We start from the raw sequence: 22,171 nt of genomic DNA on the forward strand, positions 1-22,171 counted from the left end.
CATCGGTGGCGCTTATGAGGGCGCACTGCGCTATGTGGGCAACCCCGATCTGATCTCGCGCACCCACTTTGCGCGCTTTTTGGTGGACACGCGCGTCTGCCGCGATCCGGCCGAGGTGTTTCGCCACTACCTGGTCGAAGGCAAACCCGGCTTTGTGCCCCACCGCTGGGCCCGGCTGCAGGATGCCGTGCAGTGGATCGTGCAAGCGGGCGGCATGGCCGTCATCGCCCACCCGGCGCGCTACCACTTGAATGGCGGCGAAGAGCATGCGCTGTTCTCGTCGTTCAAGGACTATGGCGGCCAAGGGGTGGAAGTGGTGACCGGCAGCCATTTTCCGCATGAATACGCGATTTACGCGGACATGGCCAAGAGCTTTGGCTTCTATGCCTCGCGCGGCTGCGATTTTCACAGCCCGGGTGAATCGGGTACCGATTTTGGTGCGCTGCCCCCGCTGCCCAGCGGGGTCCAACCCGTGTGGCAGGCGCTGGAGGGGCGCATCCTGCACCCCCACCCCCATCCGAACGCCAGCCCGCCGCCGCAGGCCGCAGTCCATTGATATAGCCGCCCCGCAGCAGCCCCCACGATAACAAGAGCAACAGCAAGACCATGGCCCAATATTTCGAGGTTCATCCAGACAATCCCCAGCCGCGCCTGCTCAAGCAGGCGGCCGCCATGCTCAAGGATGGCGGCATCCTGGCCGTGCCCACCGATTCGAGCTACGCCTTTGTCTGCGCACTGGACAACAAGCAGGTGGTCGATCGCCTGCGCCGCATTCGTCAGATCGACGACAAGCGCATGCTGACCTTGCTGTGCTGCGATCTGTCACAACTGTCGAGCTATGCGATGGTGGACAACCACCAGTTCCGCATGCTCAAGCTGGGCACACCCGGGCCCTTTACCTTCATTCTGGATGCCACCAAGGAAGTGCCGCGCCGCATCAGCCATCCGTCGCGCAAGACCATCGGCCTGCGCGTGCCCGACAACAAGGGCCTGCTGATGCTACTGGAGCTGCATGGCGAGCCGTTGCTGTCCACCACCCTTATCCCGCCGGGCGAGACCGAGCCGCTCAACGACCCCGAGGAGATCCGCGAGCGCTTTGAATCGCAGATCGAGCTGGTCGTCAATGCCGGCCCCTGCCCGCTAGAGCCCACGACGATTGTCGACCTGACGCCGATGGGCACCGGTGGCGCGCCGGTGGTGGTACGCGAGGGCCGAGGCCCGCTGGCGCAGCTGGGCCTGTAGCCCCATACTGGCCGGTGGCAGCAGCGCCGCGCCAGGGCTGGCTGCCCGGGCTGCGCAATCGTTTGCCACGGCCATTGCCATCGCCTGGCAGCGGCCACTGGCAAATCTGATAGGCTCGCCACTGCCTGGTGCGCTGCAGCGCGCCCTTTCTCCCCTTTGACCACCGCCCATTCCGTGAACGCTGACCTGATACAAACCGTTCTGATCTACGCCCTGCCCGTGCTGTTCTCCATTACCGTGCACGAGGCGGCGCATGGCTATGCTGCGCGCCATTTTGGTGACAACACTGCCGCCATGCTGGGCCGTCTCACGCTCAACCCGCTCAAGCACATCGACCCCATCGGCACCATCCTGATGCCACTGATGCTGTATTTCATGACCTCGGGCGCCTTTGTGTTTGGCTATGCCAAGCCCGTGCCGGTCGCCTTTGGCAACCTGCGCAACCCCAAGCGCGACATGATCTGGGTGGCGCTGGCTGGCCCGGCCACCAATTTTGTGCAGGCGCTGCTGTGGGCGCTGGTCTACGGCATCTTGGTCGCCTCCGGCGTCGACGAGCGCTTTTTCCTCAAGATGGCGCAGGCGGGGGTGCTGGTCAACCTGGTGATGTGGGCCTTCAACCTGTTTCCGCTGCCCCCGCTCGATGGCGGCCGGGTACTGGTCGGTCTGCTGCCCTACAAACAGGCGGTGGCTGTGTCCAAGATCGAGCCCTATGGCTTTTTCATCGTCATGGGTCTGGTCATCGCCGGCGTCGTCAGCACCTTCTGGATGCGCCCCCTGATGAGCCTGGGCTACGCCGTGGTCAGCGTGGTGCTGATGCCCTTTAGCTGATCGCCGGGCCCCACTGCCCTGCAGCACCGCAAAGCATATTGATTGATAGTTATGACTAAGACACGTTATCTCACTGGCATCACCCCTTCTGGAACGCCCCACCTGGGCAACTACGCCGGCATGATGCGCCCGGCCATCGCTGCCAGCCGCGCAGGCGATGTGGAGAACTTCTACTTCCTGGCCGACTACCACGCACTGATCAAGTGCCAGGATCCCGAGCGCGTCAACCGCTCGACCTTGGAGATTGCAGCGAGCTGGCTGGCCGCGGGCCTGAACCCCGAGCACGTCACCTTCTACCGCCAGTCGGACATTCCCGAGATTCCCGAGCTGACCTGGTTTCTGACCTGCGTGACCGGCAAGGGCGTGCTCAACCGCGCTCACGCCTACAAGGCCGCGCAGGACAAGAATGCCGAAACCGGCAAGGACGGCGATGACGGCGTGACTGCAGGCCTGTTCATGTACCCGGTGCTGATGGGGGCCGACATTCTGGCCTTCAATGCCAACAAGGTGCCGGTGGGCCGCGACCAGATCCAGCACATCGAGATGGCGCGCGACATGGCATCGAGCTTCAACCACCTCTATGGCGAGCATTTCGTGCTGCCCGAGGCGGCGGTCGATGACAACGTGGCGACTCTCGCCGGCCTCGATGGCCGCAAGATGAGCAAGAGCTACGACAACACGATCCCGCTGTTCTCCACCCAGGCCCAGCTCAAGAAGCTGATCGGCAGCATCGTCACCGACTCGCGCGCTCCGGGTGAGCCCAAAGAAGTCGAAGGCTCAGCGCTGTTCCAGATCTACCAGGCCTTTGCCAGCGCCGAGGAAACGGCGGCCCTGCGCCAGGCCTATGCCGATGGCATTGGCTGGGGTGAGGCCAAGACCCTGCTGTTCGAATGCATTGACCGGGAGCTCGCTCCGTTGCGCGAACGCTACAACTACCTGATGGCCCACCCCCAGGAAGTCGAAGCTATTTTGCAAAGCGGTGCACAAAAGGCGCGTACATATTCGGGCCCTTTACTACACAAGTTACGTGGCGCTGTTGGCCTGCGGCCACTGACGCCAGCCAGCACGGCTGCGGCACCCAAGGCTGCGGCCAAGCAAGGCGGCGCTGCCTTCAAGCAGTACCGCGACAAGGACGGCAAGTTCTACTTCAAGCTGGTGCGTGCTGATGGCGCACTGCTGCTGCAAAGCCAGGGCTTTGATGCCCCCCGGGATGCGGGCGCCATGATTGCCCATTTGCAGGCTGCGCCGCAGAATCTGCAGGACGCCATGGACAACCTGCAGTTGGGTGACAGCTTTTCGCTGTCGGATGTGCAGTTGGCGTTGAAAGAGATAGCCGAGAGTTAAGAGACTGCCTATACTGCATTTGCAACCAATTGTTGAAGCTGTCACCGTAGTGGCAACTTCCCCGTTTAACGCAGTGTGGAGCCGGTGATTCAATTTGCTTTTATTATTGAGCTATCAAATAAAAGCAAGCTATTGAGCTTAGTGGGAGTGAGCTGTTATGAGAATTGTGGCACTGGATGATGATCTGGTGGTGTTGGATATGCTCTCCAAAACCATGGAGGCGGAGGGCCACGCCTGTACAACCCATTCCTCTGGCGCCTCTCTGATCAAGGACATGCGCCGCGAGACCTATGACCTGCTGATCCTGGACTGGCAGCTGCCAGACACCACGGGCCCGCAGGTCGTGCGCTGGATTCGAGAGAACGTCAACCAGGAGTTGCCGGTGCTCTTCATCACCAGCCGCCATGGGGAGGCCGACATTGTTGAGGGGTTGGAGTCGGGCGCGGACGATTTCATGATCAAGCCGCTGCGCGTGGCCGAACTGGTCGCACGCGTGCGGGCACTGCTGCGCCGTGCCTACCCGGCTGCCACCAAGGGCATCCTGGAGTTTGGCCGCTACAAGTTCCTCTCCGATTCGCGGGCTCTGGAGGTCGATGGCAAGCTGGTCGAGTTGAAGAACCGCGAGTACGACCTGGCGCTGTTCCTGTTCCAGAACATGGGCCGCCTGCTGTCACGCGACCATTTGCGCGAAATCATCTGGGGCCAGAACTCCGATGTCATCTCGCGCTCGCTCGATACCCATGTATCGCGGCTGCGCACGCTGCTGGATCTGCGACCGGAGAACGGTTTCATCATCACGGCGGTCTATGGTGTCGGCTACCGGTTTGAGGCCGTCAAACCGCTGTCCGAGGCGCAGCCTGAATAAATTTCTGCGGTTGCATGCAGCGCGGTTTACGGCCAACACGCCACACGTGTTGGCCGTATTTACTCTGCCGCATGCAGCGGCCTTGCCAGGCACCATGGCCTGGCGGTAAGGAGAGCCATTTTGTTTCTTTCTCGTCTGCCGTTTTCTGCTGCCGTTTTGCTGGCCTTTGGCGTGGCCGCCCCTGGTCTCGCGCTGGCGGCATCGGCAGACCAGTTGCCCGACATCCGCCACACGGTCACCAGCGGTGACACGCTCGAGGCCGTCGCCAAGCGCTACCTCAAGGACCCGCAGCAGTGGCGCGCGGTGGGCACGCTCAATGGCGTCAAGGACCCATTGCGCCTGCCCATTGGCTCGGTGATCGTCATCCCCGCGCACATGGTGGGCTACCAGGAGGTGACCATCAGCCACGTCAAGGGCGTGGCGCGCGTGCGCTCGCCACTGGCCGGTGGCGACTGGCAAAGTGCAGCCTCGGGCACCATCTTGACCGAAGGCGACGAGCTGCAGGTGCCTGCCGGCAGCTTTGTGACCTTGCGCTTTGCCGATGGCAGCTCGGTGCGCATCCATGAGAACTCCGAACTGAAACTCAGCGAATTGCGCAAGACCAGCCGCACCGACGAGCAGCAGTCGGTGCTGGACCTGAGCCGTGGCGGGCTGGAGTCCCATGTCACGCCGGTGATGGACCAGCGCCGCAAGCGCAAGTTCGAGATCAAGACCCCGATGGCCACCACCAGCGTGCGCGGCACCGTGTTCTCGGTCAGTATTTCCGACTCCGGCAAGGCCATCACGGCCGTTGACAAAGGGGTGGTCGATGTCCAGGGCCGCCAGGCGGCGCAGCAGGCACGCGTCCAGGCCGGCCAAGGGGTGGCCGTGGCCAGCAGCGGCCAGGTCGGGCCCACGGTGGCACTGCTGCCCGCGCCCAGCCTGCAGGCCAATCCGCCGGTGTTTGAGGACGCCAACTTTCTGACCTTGCAACTGGGCGAGGTCGCGCAGGCGCAAAAATACGGTGTGGTCCTGGCGCTGGATCCAGAGCTCGCGCGCGTGGTCCTTCAGCAAAGCCATGCCAGCCCCACGTTCAAGTTCGAGGCCGTGGCAGATGGCACGTACTACATGAGCGCCCGGGCCATCGATGGCCAGGACATTCCGGGCACGCCAGCGGTCCAGGCCATCAAGGTCAAGGCAACACCGGTGCCCCCGCTCTACGCCAACCCGGCGCCCGGCGGCCTCATTGGCCTGGCCGACGGCGAGCTGCTGTGCACCGAAGGCGGCCCCGGCATTGTGGGCTACCGCATCCAGGTCGCAGCCAGCCAGGACTTCAGCACCCCGCTGCAAGACAGCGGCGTCGTGGACAACTGCCAGACCAGCGCGTCCGGGCTGGGCGTGGGCGCCTATTTCTGGCGCGTGGCCAGCGTGCGCAAGCTCGCCGATGGCAGCCTGGACCAAGGCCCGTTTGCACAGCCCCAGGCTTTCAGGACCGGCAGCAACCCGCCGACCCTGGGCGCCGACGCCTTAAGCCCCGCCGAGTCCAACAACCCCAACCAATTGCAGCTGTCCTGGCCTGCTGAAGCCGGCCAGCGCTTCAACCTGCAGCTGGCCTCTGATGACAGCTTCACCGATGCCCGCACCTTCGCGCTCGATACCCCGCAATGGGCATCGGACAGCCTGCCCCCGGGCGACTACTATGTGCGCATCCAGGTGCTGGACCCCTCGGGCCTCAAGAGCCGCTACTCCGCCCCGCGCAAGCTGCCGGTCGAGCCGGCCATCCTGACCGGTGCTGGCGGCGTGCTCAAAAGCGGTGACGGCAAATCGGTGCTCAGCCCGAAGTGAGGGGCGCTGCGGCCTCTGCCACAAGCGCATGACCGCACTCCTCCCCCCGTCCATGGACTAGCGCATGGCTGCCCCTTCCTTTTCGCTGAGCCGCACGCAACTGCGCTGGCTGGAATGGCTGGCGCTGTCTGCGCTGCTGCTGGGCCTGGTGGCCTGGGCCAGTCTGCGCGAGCAGCCCCGCGTCATCAACACCTTTGTGCAGGACATCACCGGCTGGCTCAGCGCGCCTGCGCCGCGCGACGACATCGTCATCGTCGCCATTGACGATGCCAGCTTGCAAAGCGTGGGGCGCTGGCCCTGGCGCCGCTCCGTGCATGCGCAGCTGATTGCGCGCATTGCCGCCCAGCACCCCAAGGCCTTGGGCGTGGACGTGCTGTTCAGCGAGCCCGATCTGCAGCACCCCGAGGACGATGCCCAGCTGGCCCAGGCGATTGCCCAGGCCGGCAATGTGGTGCTGCCGGTGGACTGGCGCATGGCCAATGTGGACATTGGTGCCGAGCTGCCGCTGGCCAGCCTGCGTACGGCGGCGCGCCAGCTCGGCCATGTGAATGTGACCGTCGACGACGACGGCGTGATACGCCGCTACTTTGGCGCGCAGGGCGAGAACACCGGGCCCTGGCCCCACTTCAGCATTGCGATGCTCTGCGCCAGCGGCCAGAGCCACCCGCTGTGCCAGGGCACCCGCCCGCCCGAGCCCGGCGAGCAGTGGGAGCAGCGCTCGCCCGAGATCTTCAACTTTGCCCGTGGTGACCGGCCCTACACCATGTACTCGGCCGAGGATGTGCTGACGGGCCGCATTCCCGCAGACAGCTTTGGCGGCAAGTATGTGCTGCTGGGAGCGACGGCTTCCGGCCTGGGCGATTACTTTGCCAGCCCGGCGCGGCCCGCATCCCGGCACATCGCGGGGGTGGAGCTGATTGCCCATGCGCTGGACTCGCAGCTGTCGGGCCAGCATGTGCATGCGGTATCGCTGGCGGGCAATATGGCGGTCAACCTGGCCGCCATTGTGCTGGCCTTGTTGGCCATTGCGATGCTGGGCCCGATGGCGGGCCTGCTGGCGCAAGCCCTGGTCGCTGCCGGCCTGCTGGCGCTGTGCCTGGGGCTGCGCAGCTTTGCCGGCCTGCAGCTGGCGCCCGGGGCGGCGCTGGTGGGGCTCTTGGCGATCTACCCGATCTGGAGCTGGCGGCGCCTGAGTGCTGCGGCCCAATTTTTGCAGCAGGAGATGCACAACCTGCGCGCCGCGCTGGACACCACCAGCGCCCCGCAGCGCAGCGGCATGTTGATGGATGATTTTCTGGAGCGGCGCATCAAGGCGGTGGAGACCGCTACCGACACCCTGCGCCAGATGCACGGCTTTGTGCGCGATACGCTGCGCCAGATCCCCTCGCCCACCTTTGTGGTGGACCCGCTGGGCATGGTCAGCCTGCACAATGCCGCCGCCGTCAGCTACCTGCAAAACCTGGGCATGCCCAGCCAGGGCCTGATCGCGATCCAGTCGGCACTGGGCGGCATGCGCGTCAAGGATTCGGGCCAGGTGCTGTCCTTTGCCAATGCCGAGCAGCTGCGCGCGCTGCCGGCCGAATGCGAGGTACTGGACCGCGAGGACCACCGCTGGCTGCTGCTGGCCGAGGCCTTTCGCGCCCCCGCGCCTGCGGGCTGGCTGCTGATGCTGGTGGACCTGACCGAGCTGCACAAGGCCCAGCAGCAGCGCGACCAGGCGCTGCGCTTTATCTCGCATGATTTCCGCTCGCCCCAGTCCTCGATCATCACCTTGCTGGAGATGTACAAGGAGTTTCCCGGCCAGATGAGCGAGGCCGAGCTGCACCAGAAGATAAACCGCCTGGCCCACCAATCGCTGGAGATGGCCGAGAGCTTTGTGCAGCTGGCCTCGGCCCAGTCGCAGGCCATGCAGCGCCATGTGCTCAGCCTCGATGTGCTGCTGCAAGAGGCGGTGGACGATTGCTGGGCCAAGGCCTCGGAGAAAAAGATCCAGGTGCGCTACCTGCCCGGGGAGCTGGAGGCGGCCGAGACCGATATCGCCTGCGTGGGCGACCGCTCCTTGCTACAGCGCTGCTTTGTCAACCTGCTCAGCAACGCCATCAAGTACAGCCCCAGCGGCACCGCCGTCGAGGCCAGCATCGCCGACGATGGCGCGTACTGGCGGGTGGAGGTGCGCGACCAGGGCTTTGGCATGACGCAGGAGCAGCTGGACAGGCTGTTCCAGCCCTTCCAGCGCTTTCACCACAACAGCCAGCCGCAGATCTCGGGCATTGGCCTGGGCCTGAGCTTTGTGCAGACCGTGGTGCTGCGCCACCAGGGCTTTGTCAACGTCACCAGCGGGGTCAACGCCGGCTCCTGCTTCAGCCTGCATTTACCGAAAGCGCCAGGCACGCAGCAGGAGCTGCCCGCCGCCTAACGCGGCGCTCAGTGCAGCTCTTTGCCCTTCAGCTCGGGAATCAGCCACACGGTGGCCAGCGCATCGAGCACATAGATGGCGGCCAACAGGCCAATCGCCATCTGGAACGAGTACTGCGCCGCGATCGCACCAATCACCACCGGGCCTGCCCCGCCCACGGCGCGGCCAATGTTGAACAGCACATTCTGCGCGGTGGCGCGTGCTTCTGTCGGGTAGGCCTCGCTCATCAGCGCGCCAAAGCCGCCCATCATGCCGTTGACGAACATGCCCATCACCGCGCCCGCCCAGAGCATGGTGATGGGGTCGTTGAGCTGCGAGTAGAACAACACCATCAGTGCGGCGCCGGCCTGGAACAGCAAAAAGCTGGGCTTGCGGCCGATACGGTCGGCCAGCTGGCCAAAGATCCAGATGCCGGCCATCATGCCCAGGATGGTGACGGCGGTCCACAGCGCGGACTTGGTCAGGTTGAAGCCCAGCTTGTTGGCCAGAAAGGCGGGCATCCAGATCATGATGCCGTAGTAGCCAAAGTTCTGCACCGAGGTGAGCACGGCAATGCCGACGCTGATGCGGGTGGTGGCGCGGTCCTTGACCAGCAGCTTGAAGCACTGCAGCACGGACTGCTTTTTCTCCTGGCTGCGCACAAACACCTCGGGCTCATGCAGGCGGTTGCGGATGAACCAGGCCACAAAGGCGGGGATCACCCCCACCAGGAACATGCCGCGCCAGCCGATATGGGGCAGCAGCAAGGGCGTGAGCAAGGCCGCGCCCAGCACGCCCACCTGCCAGCCCAGCGCCACATAGGACGAGACCCGTGCCCGGTAGCGCGCAGGCCAGGCCTCGGCCGCCAGCGCCATGCCGATGCCGAACTCGCCCCCCAGGCCAATGCCGGCAATGGTGCGGTAGATCAGCAGGTCCCAGTAGCCCTGCGCAAACGCGCACAGCCCGGTGAACACTGCAAACAGCACGATGGTCCAGGTCAGCACGCGGATGCGGCCATAGCGGTCGCTGAGCATTCCAAACACAATGCCGCCCAACACCGCGCCGATCAGGGTCCAGGTGACCAGGGAGCCGGCCTGGGCCGTGGTCAGCCCCAGGTCCTCGCGGATGGCGCTGAGCATGAAGCCCAGGATCAGCAGGTCAAAGCCGTCCATGGCGTAGCCGACGGCCGAGCCGGCCAGGGCCTTCCAGCCATAGCGGTTGACGGTATCGGACAAGGGAGAGGCAGTGCCTGAAGCGGCAGACCCGGCAGCGGAAGAAGACATGACAAGCGCTTTGTAGTAGGTTTTATGACAGCTGCGCGCACAAAAATGCCGCACAGACGGCGGCATGGTTGCTCAGCAGCGGGCGCTATTGTGCGCGATATCTATACGCTCTGCGTAGGGCCTGCGCAGTCCACATATTGACTAGTCGGTAAAAAATGACTGCCTACTGTGGAATATTCAAGCCAGGAACAGCTCCTGCAGGTCGCTCAGAAAGTCAAAACCACGCTCTGTGGGGGTGACTTTCTGAAAGTCCAGCTTGACGAAGCCCTTGGCCTCGGCCTCGTGCAGGGCCTTGGCGATGGAGCTGAGCGGCAGGCCGGTGCGGTCCAGGTAGTCCTGCAGCGCAAAGCCCTCGCGCAGGCGCAGCGCATTGAGCATGAACTCAAACGGCAGATCGGCGCGCTTGACCTCGTCGTCCTGCGCCAGCGCGTTGCCTTGCAGTGCCTGAGCCATGTAGCGGGCCGGGTCGCGCAGCCGCACCTGGCGCACCACGCGGTGGGCAAAGCTCAGCTTGCTGTGGGCGCCCGCGCCAATGCCCAGGTAGTCGCCAAACAGCCAGTAGTTGCTGTTGTGCACGCAGGCGTGGCCGGGCTTGGCATAGGCCGAGACCTCGTAGCGCTGCATGCCGGCCTGCGCGGTGCGCGCGGTGATCTGGTCGAGCATCGCATAGGCCACATCGTCTTCGGGCACGGCCGGCGGGTACTTGGCAAAAAAGGTGTTGGGCTCGATGGTCAGGTGGTAGATCGAGATATGCGGCGGCGCAAAGCCCAGCGCCTTGTCCAGGTCCCGCGCCAGGTCCTGGGCGGTCTGGCCCGGCAGCGCATACATGATGTCGAGGTTGAAGGTCTCGAAGCTGCTGGCCGCCTCTTCCACCGCAGCCATTGCCTGCGCGCCGTTGTGCACGCGGCCAATGGCCTCCAGAAAGCGGTCGTCAAAGCTCTGCACGCCAATCGACAGCCGGGTGATGCCCGCGCCGCGAAAGGCCCGAAAGCGGTCCTTCTCGAAGGTGCCGGGGTTGGCCTCCATCGTGATCTCGCAACCCGCGTCCACACGCAGGCGGGCGCGGATGGCCGAGATCAGCCGGTCAATCGATTCCGGCGAAAACAGGCTGGGTGTGCCGCCGCCCAGGAAAATGCTGTGGATGCTGCGGCCCCAGATGAGCGGCAGGGCCTGCTCCAGGTCGGCGATCAGCGCATCGATGTAGCGATCTTCCGGCACGGCATGGCGGCCGTCGCGCGCTTCGTGCGAATTGAAATCGCAGTAGGGGCATTTCTTGATGCACCAGGGCAGGTGCACATAGAGCGACAGCGGCGGCAGGCTCGGCAGCTGCAAGGTGCCCGGGCGCATGTAGTGCTGGATGTCGCGCTGCACCACCTGCTCAGAAGGCTGCGCCGCTTGCAGCGGAATATGCACCGCCATCTCAGTCCTTGGGGGCAGCGGCCACCAGCGGCGCGCCGGCCAGCCAGCTGTCGCGCAGCAGTGCCATCATCTGGCGCGAGGAGCGGCCCCGGTGGCTGTGCGCATGCTTGACCTCGGTGGCCATCTGCGCAAAGGTCATGCCCAGCGCGGGAATCAGCAGCACCGGGTCAAAGCCAAAGCCGCCCTCGCCCAGCGGCTCGGTCGTGATCTCGGCGGCCACGCGGCCCACGGCCACCAGCGGCTCCGGGTCCTTGGGGTGGCGCACCGCCACCAGGGTGCTCACCATGGCCGCGCGGCGGTCGGTGATGCCCTGCATTTGCTCGAGCAGCGCGCGCACATTGTTGGCATCGCTTTTGTCGTAGCCAAACTGCGTGCAGTAGTAGGCGGTATCCACCCCGGGCAGGCCGCCAAAGGCGGCCACGCAGAGGCCGGCGTCATCGGCAATCGCAGGCAGGCCGGTGCGCTCGGCGGCAAAACGGGCCTTGCTCAAGGCGTTTTCCAGGAAGGTGCCATAGGGCTCGGGCGCCTCGCCCTCCATCAACGTGCCTTGGGGCAACAGGCTCACGCCCAGCGGCTCGAACATGGCCTGCAGCTCGGCGAGTTTGCCCTGGTTGTTGGAAGCAAGAACGATTTTCATGGGTCGGCACCAGCGGCTGCACCGGTATCACCCGTGCAGCCCGCTGCTTATTTGAGAACGCTAAAAACAGGCATGGCAGCCTTGCGCCGCCATGCCGGGACAGGCTGAATTATCGGACCAGCGACAAAACGCAGTGCATGCCGGGCTTATGCCGCCGGCGCATCGGGCTTGGGCGGGGCCTGGTCGCCAGCGCCGGGCTCTGGCGCCGGCGGCAAGGTGTCGCTCACCGGGTCTTCGGATTCAAAGCGTTCGGCACCGGGCATCTCCCACTCCATCGCCACGGCGGTGACGTTGTCGCTGGTGGCCCCGGCCTTGCGCAGTGCAGCATCGATCAGATCGGGGATGGCGCGCGAGACCGATTTGTTGGCCAGCTCGCGGGCAATCACGGTCTCGGAGACGCTGCTCCAGAGGCCATCAGAGCACAGCATGATGCGGTCGCTGCGGTGCATCTCGGTGGGGCCGGCCACATCGAAGAACGGACGCGAGGGGCTGCCCAGGCAGGTGAACAGCACATTGCGGTTGAAGCGATCGGGGTTGATGCTGGTCACGCCCGAGCCGCGCAGCTCCATATAGGAGTGGTCACGCGTGCGCGCCAGCACCTTGCCGCTGCGCACCAGGTAGAGGCGCGAGTCGCCGCAATGCACCCACCAGATATTGCCATCCTGCACCACCGAGGCCACCAAGGTGGTGCGGGGCGGGTCATCCATATTGTTGGCAATCGCGTACTTGAGGATGTTGTGGTGCGCAGACAGCAGCGCGTTCTCAAGGAACTCGGCCGGGTCTTCCAGCTTGGGGCGCGCGAGGCGCTGAAAATCCAGCGACACGGTCTGCAAGGCCAGTTGCGCGGCCACCTCCCCTTCCGGATGCCCTCCCATGCCATCGGCCACGACAAACAGACAGGCTTCCTTGGTATAGCTATACCCCATCCTGTCTTCGTTTTTTTCCCGCCCGCCCTTGCGGCTGAGCTGGAAGACCGAGAACTTCATTTGGTTTGGCCTCCGCCCACGCGCTTTTTGGTATCGCTGACCAGCGAATCAATCGACATACGAACCTTCTCGGAGACGCTCAGTTTGGTATAGCGGCGCTCGTCTTCGCGCGCCAGCTCTTTTTGTAATAGGAACACCGATTGGGGCCGGGCCTGGGGATCGAGCGCCATGCACCACTCCACCAGCTCGATCAGGTTGTCCGAGTACACGCCGCGCACCTTGGACATGGCCAGGCTCAGGCGGTCCTTTTCCTGGCGCTTGGGCGCATCGTTGGGCGGAATGCCCTGCATGCAGGCATAGATGCAGGCGCCAATGGCATAGATGTCGGTCCAGGGGCCCAGCGACATGTCGCGGCGGTACATCTCGGGCGCGGCAAAGCCGGGCGTGTACATGGGGCGGACAAAGTTGCCCTCCTTGCTCAGCACCTCGCGGGCAGCGCCAAAGTCGATCATCACCGCCTTGTTGTCGTCGGTGATGAAGATGTTGGCCGGCTTGATATCGAGGTGCAGCATCTTGTGCTGGTGCACGATGCGCAGACCGCGCAGCACCTCGTCGAACAGCGAGCGGATCGTCGACTCGCGGAAGACCTTGGCTTCCTTGAGATCGCGGGCGGTGACGACGAAATCCTGCAAGGTGGCCCCTTGCAGGTAGTTCATCACCATGTAGACGGTGTCGTTTTCGCGGAAGAAGTTGTAGACGCTGACGACCGAGGAGTGCGAGATCTGGGCGAGCGCGCGGCCCTCTTCAAAGAAACTCTTGAGGCCCAGGCGGTACAGCGACAGCTTGTCGGGCTCGATGCTTGGCGACAGCGACCCTGGCGCACGCGTGGCCAGGCTGGACGGCAAATACTCCTTGATGGCGACCTGCTGGCCATCGGGCGCCAGCGCCAGATAGACCACCCCGAACCCCCCCGCCGATATGCGCCGCACGATCCGGTAGCCACCGATGACGGTATTGGCTGGTAGCGGCGCTGGCTTTACTTTTGACATAGTTTGATGAACAACGCAGGTATATGAGAAGCCTGATAATGAGCGCGATTGCAAGCAACCTCATACAGTCCTATGCCAGTTTACAGCATGACAGGCTATGCCTCTGTCCAGCAAAGCATCCCACCTGACGGTGACAACAATGCTCCCTCCCTCTGGCGCGTCGGACTGGAAATTCGCTCGGTTAACAGCCGTTTTCTCGATTTATCTTTCAAGCTTCCGGAAGATCTCAGAAGCTGCGAACCACAGTTACGCTCTCTGGTAGATAATAGTCTGAAGCGTGGCAAGGTGGAAGTACGTGTACTGATCAACAGTGAACAGGCTTCCAGCGTGCCCGTCGCCTCGCCCCGCCTGCTCCAGCAGCTGGGCAGCTTCCAGGACACCGTCAAGGCGTGGATGCCTACGGCCCAGCCTTTCACTGTGGCAGAAGTACTACGCCTGAGCGGTAGCGGCAGCATCGAGCTGCCCGAGAACTGGGCCGACAACGTGGCCGCGCTGTGCCAGCAAGCCCTCAAGACCTTGCTCGACGCCCGCCAACGCGAAGGCAAGCGCCTGGCCGATATGCTGCAAGACCGCATCAAGCAGCTGCGCCAACTGGCCGAACAGGCCGAGCCGCTGATCCCCGAGCTGGTCAAGCAGCAAAAGCAGCGCTTTTTGGAGCGCTGGCAAGAAGCGATGGCGCTGAGCGCCGGCAGCGTCTCGCCAGAAGCCGCCCAGGACCGCGCGCTGACCGAGGCGACCTCCTTTGCGATCCGCATCGATGTGGCCGAAGAACTCACCCGCCTGCGCTCGCACCTGGAAGAAATCAGCCGCCTGCTCACCAAGGGTGGCGACATCGGCAAGCGCCTGGACTTCCTGATCCAGGAGCTGCACCGCGAGGCCAACACCTTGGGCTCCAAGTCCGCAGCGCTGGATCTGACCCGCATCAGCGTGGACATGAAGGTCCTGATCGAACAGATGCGCGAGCAGGTGCAGAACATCGAATAAGAAGAAGCCAAACCATGGAATACCCCGGAAACCTCTTTGTCGTCTCGGCCCCCAGCGGTGCGGGCAAGTCGTCGCTCGTCAAGGCGCTGCTCGAGCTCGACTCCCAAGTCTTTCGCTCGATCTCCCACACCACGCGCTCGCCGCGTGGCCAGGAAAAGCATGGGCGCGAGTACTACTTCGCCTCGCGCGATGACTTCGAGCGCATGATTGCCTCCAACGCGTTTGTCGAATGGGCGAATGTGCATGGCAACCTCTACGGCACCTCGAAGAAAGCGATTGAGGAGCGCCTGGCCAAGGGCACCGATATCGTGCTGGAGATCGACTACCAGGGCGCTTTGCAGATCAAGCAAAGCTTTCCCCATGCGGTACTGATCTTCATCCTGCCGCCCAGCTGGGAAGAGCTGCGCTCGCGTCTGGAAAACCGCGGCGAAGACGCCTCCGACGTCATCGAGAAGCGCCTCAAGAACGCCCGCGACGAGATGGCCCAGGTCCACAAATTCGACTTCGTTATAATTAACGAATTGTTCGAGCGCGCTTTGTTCGATTTGAAGGCCGTTGTACATTCACAACGCTTGCGCTATTCGGCCCAAAGACGCGTTCGCAGCGAAATATTCTCGTCACTCGACATCCCTGTTACCCTGGAGAACTCCTGATGGCCCGCATCACCGTTGAAGACTGCCTCGACAAAATCCCTAACCGCTTCCAACTGGTTCTGGCCGCTACCTACCGCGCCCGCATGCTGAGCCAAGGCCACACGCCTAAAATCGAAAGCCGCAACAAGCCGGCCGTGACCGCGCTGCGCGAAATCGCTGCTGGCAAGGTGGGCCTGGAAATGCTGAAAAAAGTACCCGGCTAAGCCCCTGCTTATGCAACAAAATGGCACCGAATGGCGGTGCCATTTTTCTTGGTATTCACACAAATTTGTCATCGCACGCTACAGTTAAGGCGTGAAGTCCGTGTCCATCCCCTCCGCACCCGCCCAAGTCTCTGGCGTCATCGCTACCGCCGCAGCCAAGCCTGCCATGTCGTATCCGGTAGTGGTGAGTGCCTACGCCGAATTTCTGGAGAAGCTCGACTACCTCGGTGAAGCAGATCTGGCCCTGGTGGAAGAAGCTTTCGAGTTTGCCGCCACGGCCCACACCGGCCAGTTCCGCAGCAGTGGTGACCCCTACATCACCCACCCGATTGCGGTTGCCGAGATCTGCGCGAGCTGGAAGCTCGATGCCCAGGCGCTGATGGCCGCGCTGATGCATGACGCGATGGAAGACTGCGGCGTCACCCGCGATGACATTGCCCGCCAGTTTGGCGACACGGTGGCCGAACTGGTCGATGGCCTCACCAAGCTGGACAAGCTGCAGTTCAACTCGCGCGAAGAGAACCAGGCCGAGTCGTTCCGCAAGATGCTGCTGGCCATGGCGCGCGATGTGCGCGTCATCCTCGTCAAGCTGGCTGACCGCACCCACAACATGCGCACCATGTCCGACATGCCGCGCAGCAAATGGGGCCGCATCTCGACCGAGACCATGGAAATCCATGTGCCCATCGCCAACCGGCTGGGCATCAACCGCGTCTACCGCGAGCTGCAGGACCTGGCCTTCAAGCACCTCTACCCCTGGCGCCATGACACGCTGGTCAAGGCGCTGGGCCGCTCGCGCAACCGGCGCAAGGACGTGGTCCAGAAGATCCATGCCGAGGTCGATTCCGCCTTTGCCAAGTCCGGCATCAAGATCCGCCTGGGCAACCAGGAAAAAACGCTCTACGCTATCTACAAGAAGATGGATGGCAAGCGCCTGTCGTTTGCGCAGGTGACCGACTCCTACGCCGTGCGCGTCATCGTGCCCAACCTGATCGACTGCTACACCGCGCTGGGTGTGCTGCACCAGGTGTTCCGCCCGGTGCCCTCCAAATTCCGCGACTACATCGCCAACCCCAAGTCGAACGGCTACCAGTCGCTGCACACCACCTTGGTCGGCCCCTCGGGTGTGAGCATGGATTTCCAGATCCGCACCGAAGACATGAACCTGGTCGACGAGTACGGCGTGCTCACGCACTGGATGATCCAGGCGCGGGCCATGCCCAATGGCGAGCAGTTGGGCAACAAGTGGGTGCAGTCGCTGCTCGACATCCAGGACGAAACACACGACGCCCATGAGTTCTGGGACAACGTGCGCGTGGACCTGTTCCCCGACTCGGTCTATGTGTTCACGCCCAAGAACCAGATGCTCACCTTGCCCCGGGGCGCGACCGTGCTGGACTTTGCCTACGCGATCCACTCCAATGTCGGCGAGCGCACGCAAGGCGCGCGCATCAACAACGAGCAGGTGCCGCTCAGCACCGTGCTCAAGAGCGGCGATGTGATCGAGATCTCGACCTCGCCCGATGCCGCGCCCCACCCGTCCTGGCTCACGATTGTGCGCACGGGCCGCGCCAAGTCCAAGATCCGCTACTACCTCAAGACCCAGGGCCAGAACGAGACCGCTGCGCTGGGCGAGCGCCTGCTGTTGCAGGCGATGCGGGCCGAAGGCATCTCACAGCTGCCCGAAGACAAGGCCGTCTGGGACCGCCTGCTCACCCGCCTCGAAGCGCGCAACAAGGTGGAGCTGTTCAACGACATCGGCCAGGGCAAGCGCATTGCCGTGTTTGCCGCCAAGCAGGTGGTGGACCTGCTGGCCGAGCAAGGCCAGCGGCCGGATGCCGTGCTGCTGAGCCAGGAGCGCTTCAAGACCGGCGCCAGCACCGCCACCGCGGCGCTCGTGCTCGACGGCTCGCCCAATGCCGCCGTCAAATACGCCAAATGCTGCCGCCCCGTGCCGGGCGATCCGATTGCCGCCCACCTGGACCGCAACGCCGGCCTGGTTGTGCACAACGCCCAGTGCGCCGTCTGCAAGCGCCTGCTGGCCAAGGATGCCGAGCATTTTGTTGATGTGGAATGGGCCGACGAACCCGCCAACGAGTTCGACACCGGCGTCGTCGTCACCATCAACAATGGCAAGGGTGTGCTGGGCAAGATTGCTGCCGAGATTGCTGCGATGGGCTCGGACATCACCCACATCACGATGGACGACGAAGTGGCCATGGACACGATGGCGCTGCGCTTTGTGCTGACCGTCAAGGACCGTGCCCAGGTCGAGCTGCTGCTGCGCCAGCTGGTCAAGCTGCCCTATGTGATCCGCGCGCACCGGGTGCTGCCAGTCGCCTGAACGCCATCCGATAGCGATCGGGACAGTCCCCAAACCACAGCGCGCCTTAAAGGCGCGCTTGTGTTTTGAGAGCGGGCTATTTCAAGAGGTCCCCAGCTCCGGGTACTGTACATCCAGCACCTCCAGCACCCGCACCCCGCCCGGCGTGGGCAGCTGCACCTCATCGCCAATGCGGGACTTGAGCAGCGCCCGCGCAATCGGGGCCACCCAGCTGACCTGGCCCCGGCTGGCATCGGCCTCGTCAATGCCCATGATGGTGATCGACTCCTCGCTGCCATGCTGGTCGCAGTACAGCACCGTCGCCCCAAAATACACCTGGTCGCTGCCGTGGTGCACGCCCGGGTCCACCACCTCGGCCGCCTCCATGCGCTTGGTCAGAAAGCGGATGCGCCGGTCAATCTCGCGCAAGCGCTTCTTGCCATACAGGTAGTCGCCATTTTCCGAGCGGTCGCCATTGCTGGCGGCCCAGTGCACCACTTCCACCACCTTGGGCCGCTCGTCATCGATCAACTGCAGCAGCTCCTGCTCCAGCGCGCGGTAGCCGCCAGGCGTGATGTAGTTCTTGCCGCCAGCAATCTTGGGCAGCTGCGGCAGATCGTCATCGTCGTCGTTGTCTGTCTCTTTGGTAAAGGCCTTGTTCATCCTGCTATTTAAACAAAGATTGGCGATCGCTCCCACCAGAAAGAAAAAAGCCTGCCATCACCATGGCAGGCCTGGTTCATCGGGCAGAACCAGACTTAGACCGCCTGGCCCACATTGGCCTGCGCAGCGCCACCCAGCTCTGGCGGGTGGGTAACGATGCTGCGCAGCGCGCGCCGGGGCTGGGCCAAGGCCGCCAGGTCGGGGCGGGGGCGGGCAAAGTCGCTGTTGTGCAGGCCCAGCTTTTCGACTGCCGCCGCCATCGCCAGCAGGCGGCCATCCTGGTGCAGCGGGCCAATCATCTGCAGGCCAAAAGGCATGCCCGCCTCATCGCGGCCGCAGGGCAGCGACAGCGCGGGGTTGGTCGCCAAGGTCACCACATAGGTCAGGCTCAGCCATTCGTAGTAGTTGCGCTGGGTCTTGCCCTCCACTTCCTGTGCATAGAGCTGCGTCCAGGGGAAGGGCGACAGGGGAGTCACCGGTGCCAGCACCAGGTCGTATTGCTCAAACGTGCGCTGGAACATGCGCTGGATGCGGGTCTGCGCCAGATGCGCCCAGGCCCGGTCGCCCAGGCTGATGCTGGCAGCCATCTCGACATTGGCCCGCACATTCGGGCCCAGGGTCTCGGGGGCCGTGCGGTAGATATCGGCAAAGGCGGCGACAAAGCTCTCGGCGCGGATGATGTCAAAGCAGCGGTGCGCTTCTTCCAGGTTCCAGGGCAAGGCGTCCATGCAGGCCACCTCGCCGGCCAAGGCCTGCACGCGCTGGCGAAAGGCACGGCGCACCACCGGGTCGACCGCGCAGGTGCCAAAGTCCTCGGTATAGGCCACGCGCAGGCCGCGCAGGTCCATCTCCGGCACGGGCCAGACGGGGGCATGGCCCACGCCCATGCTCAGCGGGTCCATCGGGTGCGGGCCCATGCTGGCCTGCATCATCAGCGCGGTATCGGCCACATCCCGGCCCATGGGGCCCAGCACCGAGATGGCCGACCAGCCCAGCGGCCGGTCGTCATTGGCGATCAGGCCCGGCGAGGGGCGCAGGCCGACCACGCCGCACAGCGCCGCCGGAATGCGCAGCGAGCCGCCAGTGTCCGAGCCGGTGCACAGCGGAAACATGTCGGTGGCCAGCGCCGCGGCTGAGCCGCCCGAGGAGCCCCCGGCATTCAGATCCGGGTTGAAGGGGTTGCCGGTGGCGCCCCAGACCGGGTTGCGGCTATTGGCACCTGCGCCCATGTCCGGCGTATTGGTCTTGGCCGTCACGATCGCGCCCTGGGCGCGCAGCCGGGCCACGAAGGCATTGTCTTTGACAGGCACATGGCCGCGCAGCCGCACATTGCCGCTGGTGGTCAGCAGGCCTTCGGTGGCCTGCAAGTCCTTCACGCCCAAGGGCAGCCCATGCAAGAGCGGCAGCTGGCTGCACCGCCCCACCTGCGCTTCGGCCAGTTGGGCGGCTGTGCGGGCCCGCTCAAAATCGGTGGCGCAGATTGCATTGACCGCCGGGTTGATGGCCTGCATGCGGGCGATGCAGTCATCGAGCAGTTCGACCGGCGAGATCTGCCGGCTCTGGATCAGGCTGCGCAGCTCGACTGCGCTGTGTTCTACCAAACTCATTGCGTGGCCAATCCCAGTTTGTCGATCAAAGGCTTCCAGACGGCGATGTCGCGCTCGGCAAAGCCCAGCACATCGGCAGGCTGGCTGCGCATCAGGGTCATGCCCATCTTGTCCATGCTGTTGGCATAGACCGGGTCGCTGTAGCACTGGTTGGTGGCATCGTTCAAGGCCTTGATCACCTCAGGCGGCGTGCCCTTTTTGGCCACCACCGCAATCCACGATGGCCGCGCCAGCACCGCCGGCCCACCGGCCTCGGCAATGGTCGGCACATCGGGCAACACCGCCGAGCGCTGGCCGGCAAAAATCGCCAGCGGCACCAGCTTGCCGGCCTTGACCTGGGGCGCTGCGGTGTTGAGCACCAGGGTCATCGCCTGGATCTGCTGGCCCATCAGGGCCGTCAGGCCCGCGCTCTCGCCGACAAAGGGCACATGGGTGGCGGGCCAGTGCATGGCATCGGTCAGTGCCGTGGTCAGCAAATGCGCAGGGCTGCCCTTGCCGGGCGAGCCAAAGTTCAGCCCACCGGCCTGGGACTTGGCGACCTTCTCCAGGTCCGCGAGTTTGCTCACGCCCGCACCCGCAGGCACCACCAGCACCAGCGGGGACGAGCCAATCATCGCGACACCGGCAAAGTCCTTGAGCGGGTCATAGGGCATCTGCTGGTGCACATAGGGCGTGATCGTCATCTGCGACATGCCGATGGTCATCGCAAACGCGCCATCGGCCGGCTGGCCCTTGAGGTAGTTGATGGCCAGGATGCCATTGGCACCGGGCTTGTTCTGCACGACCACCGGGCGCCCCATCAGCCGCCCGGTGCATTCGCCCCAGGCGCGCGTCATCGCGTCCGAGCCACTGCCCGGCGGCTGCTGCGCGATCACCTGCAACGGGGTCTGGGCGGCGGCGCCAAGGGCCCAGGCCGTCAGGCCACAGGCAAGAAGGGATGCTCTGATCAAGGGGTCACCTCGCTGGAAAAAGATTGAAGAAGCAGGGACAGCTGCTGCAGCTGCCGGTCCATCGCAGCCGGGCTGGAGAACGGCGCGAGCACGCCCAGGCCTCGCAGGCAGGACAGCACCAGCTGAAAGCGCGCTTCAGCGGCGGGCGCGCCGGCCCATTCGGGAAAGCTGCGCAGCATGCGCAGCAGCAGCTTGTCATTGATGGGGGCACGTGCGGCCTGGATATGCGCCACCATGGCGGCATCGGCACGCACCGCCAAGTAGGCCTCCCAGGCGACCGCAAAGCGGGGCTGGCCATACAGCCGCAGCCAGGCCTGTTGCACAAAGTGGTCGGCACGCCGCTGCAAGGGCCAGTGCGGCGCGGGCCAGAAACTGTCGTCGGTATCGATCTGCTGCACCAGCCGCTCAATGATCTGCAGCATCAGCGCGGCCTTGGACGGGAAATGGTGCTGCACCGCCCCCGTGGTCATCCCCGCGATGCGGGCCACCTCATGCATCGAGAGGCTCGCCAGCCCCTTGGTTTGCATTACATCGAGCGCAGCATCCATCAGACGCTCACGCGTCTGCTCACTCTTGATCTGATGCAGATTGGGCACAACAGGGGGTCTCCTAAAATACATTATGCGTGTAATGTAATTTGGCTGACATCCGGGTTTGGCCTAGGAAAAGGGCGCCCAGCCTCGGGGGCGATCCGCGCTGCAATTACCAGACCAGGCCCCTCTTGCGTTTTCTCGGAGAGTGCAGTGGTGGCCGCTTGCCCCGCAGCGTGCCGGCCTCAGAAAAGATCCGTGAGCACCGCCAGCTCGGCCAGAAACGCCTGCATCTGCGGGCTGGCCTCTTCGCCCGGCGCCAACAAGCCATGCTTGTGCGCCAGCTGCCGAAACACCGAGGCCGCCGCCAGCTGCGGCAGCGCAGCGGCACCGTCTCCCCCCTCCCAGGCATCGCTCAGGTTGTCATGGGCTACTTCAATCATGCG

20 protein-coding genes and 1 pseudogene are annotated in these 22,171 nt (G+C 64.2%); 11 read left to right on the plus strand and 10 right to left on the minus strand.

Annotation, left to right across the window (positions count from 1 at the left end):
• From H928_RS33185 to H928_RS0109755, 7 genes and pseudogenes are all read left to right on the plus strand, one after another.
• Positions 1–556, plus strand: a pseudogene (locus H928_RS33185) (phosphatase); the annotation flags it as partial.
• Between the two features lie 50 nt (positions 557–606).
• Complete coding sequence (locus H928_RS0109730) at positions 607–1,242, plus strand: L-threonylcarbamoyladenylate synthase (protein WP_021026320.1); 636 nt, start codon at positions 607–609, stop codon at positions 1,240–1,242.
• A gap of 174 nt (positions 1,243–1,416) precedes the next feature.
• Positions 1,417–2,070 (plus strand): site-2 protease family protein, encoded by a 654-nt coding sequence (locus H928_RS0109735; protein ID WP_043339503.1) that lies wholly within the window; start codon positions 1,417–1,419, stop codon positions 2,068–2,070.
• Between the two features lie 51 nt (positions 2,071–2,121).
• Entirely contained in the window at positions 2,122–3,414 is a 1,293-nt protein-coding gene (locus H928_RS0109740; RefSeq protein ID WP_021026322.1) for a tryptophan--tRNA ligase, read from the plus strand.
• A 157-nt stretch (positions 3,415–3,571) separates the two neighbouring features.
• On the plus strand, positions 3,572–4,279 hold the full coding sequence (locus H928_RS0109745; protein WP_021026323.1) for a response regulator transcription factor: 708 nt from the start codon (positions 3,572–3,574) through the stop codon (positions 4,277–4,279).
• A 120-nt stretch (positions 4,280–4,399) separates the two neighbouring features.
• Positions 4,400–6,103 carry a FecR domain-containing protein gene (locus H928_RS0109750; RefSeq protein ID WP_084635749.1) on the plus strand — a complete coding sequence of 568 codons (1,704 nt, stop codon included), beginning with the start codon at positions 4,400–4,402 and terminating at the stop codon, positions 6,101–6,103.
• A gap of 64 nt (positions 6,104–6,167) precedes the next feature.
• Positions 6,168–8,519 (plus strand): CHASE2 domain-containing protein, encoded by a 2,352-nt coding sequence (locus tag H928_RS0109755; protein WP_021026325.1) that lies wholly within the window; start codon positions 6,168–6,170, stop codon positions 8,517–8,519.
• A gap of 8 nt (positions 8,520–8,527) precedes the next feature.
• On the opposite strand, the gene H928_RS0109760 is transcribed toward H928_RS0109755, so the two are convergent.
• The 5 genes from H928_RS0109760 to H928_RS0109780 all read right to left on the minus strand — a co-directional run bounded on the left by H928_RS0109760 (position 8,528) and on the right by H928_RS0109780 (position 13,812).
• The gene (locus tag H928_RS0109760; protein WP_373604914.1) at positions 8,528–9,670 is read right to left on the minus strand and encodes an MFS transporter; all 1,143 of its coding nucleotides are present in this window, start codon (positions 9,668–9,670) and stop codon (positions 8,528–8,530) included.
• Between the two features lie 288 nt (positions 9,671–9,958).
• Positions 9,959–11,200 carry a radical SAM family heme chaperone HemW gene (hemW, locus tag H928_RS0109765; protein ID WP_021026327.1) on the minus strand — a complete coding sequence of 414 codons (1,242 nt, stop codon included), beginning with the start codon at positions 11,198–11,200 and terminating at the stop codon, positions 9,959–9,961.
• A gap of 1 nt (position 11,201) precedes the next feature.
• Positions 11,202–11,837, minus strand: coding sequence for a non-canonical purine NTP pyrophosphatase (locus tag H928_RS0109770; protein WP_021026328.1), 636 nt, complete (start codon positions 11,835–11,837; stop codon positions 11,202–11,204).
• A gap of 146 nt (positions 11,838–11,983) precedes the next feature.
• Entirely contained in the window at positions 11,984–12,823 is an 840-nt protein-coding gene (locus H928_RS26990; RefSeq protein ID WP_021026329.1) for a PP2C family serine/threonine-protein phosphatase, read from the minus strand.
• The gene (locus H928_RS0109780; protein WP_021026330.1) at positions 12,820–13,812 is read right to left on the minus strand and encodes a serine/threonine-protein kinase; all 993 of its coding nucleotides are present in this window, start codon (positions 13,810–13,812) and stop codon (positions 12,820–12,822) included. The genes H928_RS26990 and H928_RS0109780 overlap by 4 nt, the downstream gene beginning before the upstream one ends.
• Before the next feature lie 72 nt (positions 13,813–13,884).
• Here H928_RS0109780 and H928_RS0109785 point away from each other — a divergent pair, with 72 nt between their 5' ends.
• The 4 genes from H928_RS0109785 (at position 13,885) to H928_RS0109800 (ending at position 17,996) form a co-directional block, all read left to right on the plus strand.
• On the plus strand, positions 13,885–14,796 hold the full coding sequence (locus H928_RS0109785) for a YicC/YloC family endoribonuclease (RefSeq protein WP_021026331.1): 912 nt from the start codon (positions 13,885–13,887) through the stop codon (positions 14,794–14,796).
• Between the two features lie 14 nt (positions 14,797–14,810).
• Positions 14,811–15,449 (plus strand): guanylate kinase, encoded by a 639-nt coding sequence (gene gmk / locus H928_RS0109790; protein ID WP_021026332.1) that lies wholly within the window; start codon positions 14,811–14,813, stop codon positions 15,447–15,449.
• Entirely contained in the window at positions 15,449–15,652 is a 204-nt protein-coding gene (gene rpoZ, locus H928_RS0109795) for a DNA-directed RNA polymerase subunit omega (RefSeq protein WP_021026333.1), read from the plus strand. Before gmk ends, rpoZ begins: the two co-directional genes overlap by 1 nt.
• Before the next feature lie 166 nt (positions 15,653–15,818).
• Complete coding sequence (locus H928_RS0109800; RefSeq protein WP_084635755.1) at positions 15,819–17,996, plus strand: bifunctional (p)ppGpp synthetase/guanosine-3',5'-bis(diphosphate) 3'-pyrophosphohydrolase; 2,178 nt, start codon at positions 15,819–15,821, stop codon at positions 17,994–17,996.
• Positions 17,997–18,077: 81 nt separating this feature from the next.
• Here H928_RS0109800 and greB read toward each other — a convergent pair whose 3' ends face one another.
• The 5 genes from greB to H928_RS0109825 form a co-directional block, all read right to left on the minus strand.
• The gene (greB, locus tag H928_RS0109805) at positions 18,078–18,638 is read right to left on the minus strand and encodes a transcription elongation factor GreB (protein ID WP_021026335.1); all 561 of its coding nucleotides are present in this window, start codon (positions 18,636–18,638) and stop codon (positions 18,078–18,080) included.
• A 95-nt stretch (positions 18,639–18,733) separates the two neighbouring features.
• A complete protein-coding gene (locus tag H928_RS0109810) occupies positions 18,734–20,245 on the minus strand; it encodes an amidase (RefSeq protein ID WP_021026336.1) in 1,512 nt (503 codons plus the stop codon).
• Complete coding sequence (locus tag H928_RS26995; RefSeq protein WP_021026337.1) at positions 20,242–21,195, minus strand: tripartite tricarboxylate transporter substrate binding protein; 954 nt, start codon at positions 21,193–21,195, stop codon at positions 20,242–20,244. Before H928_RS26995 ends, H928_RS0109810 begins: the two co-directional genes overlap by 4 nt.
• The gene (locus H928_RS30095) at positions 21,192–21,791 is read right to left on the minus strand and encodes a TetR/AcrR family transcriptional regulator (RefSeq protein ID WP_021026338.1); all 600 of its coding nucleotides are present in this window, start codon (positions 21,789–21,791) and stop codon (positions 21,192–21,194) included. The genes H928_RS26995 and H928_RS30095 overlap by 4 nt, the downstream gene beginning before the upstream one ends.
• A gap of 179 nt (positions 21,792–21,970) precedes the next feature.
• The gene (locus tag H928_RS0109825) at positions 21,971–22,168 is read right to left on the minus strand and encodes a hypothetical protein (RefSeq protein ID WP_021026339.1); all 198 of its coding nucleotides are present in this window, start codon (positions 22,166–22,168) and stop codon (positions 21,971–21,973) included.
• Between the last annotated feature and the right edge of the window lie 3 nt (positions 22,169–22,171).

This window comes from Comamonas sp. B-9, from assembly GCF_000410635.1.
Classification (GTDB): Bacteria; Pseudomonadota; Gammaproteobacteria; order Burkholderiales; family Burkholderiaceae_C; genus Comamonas.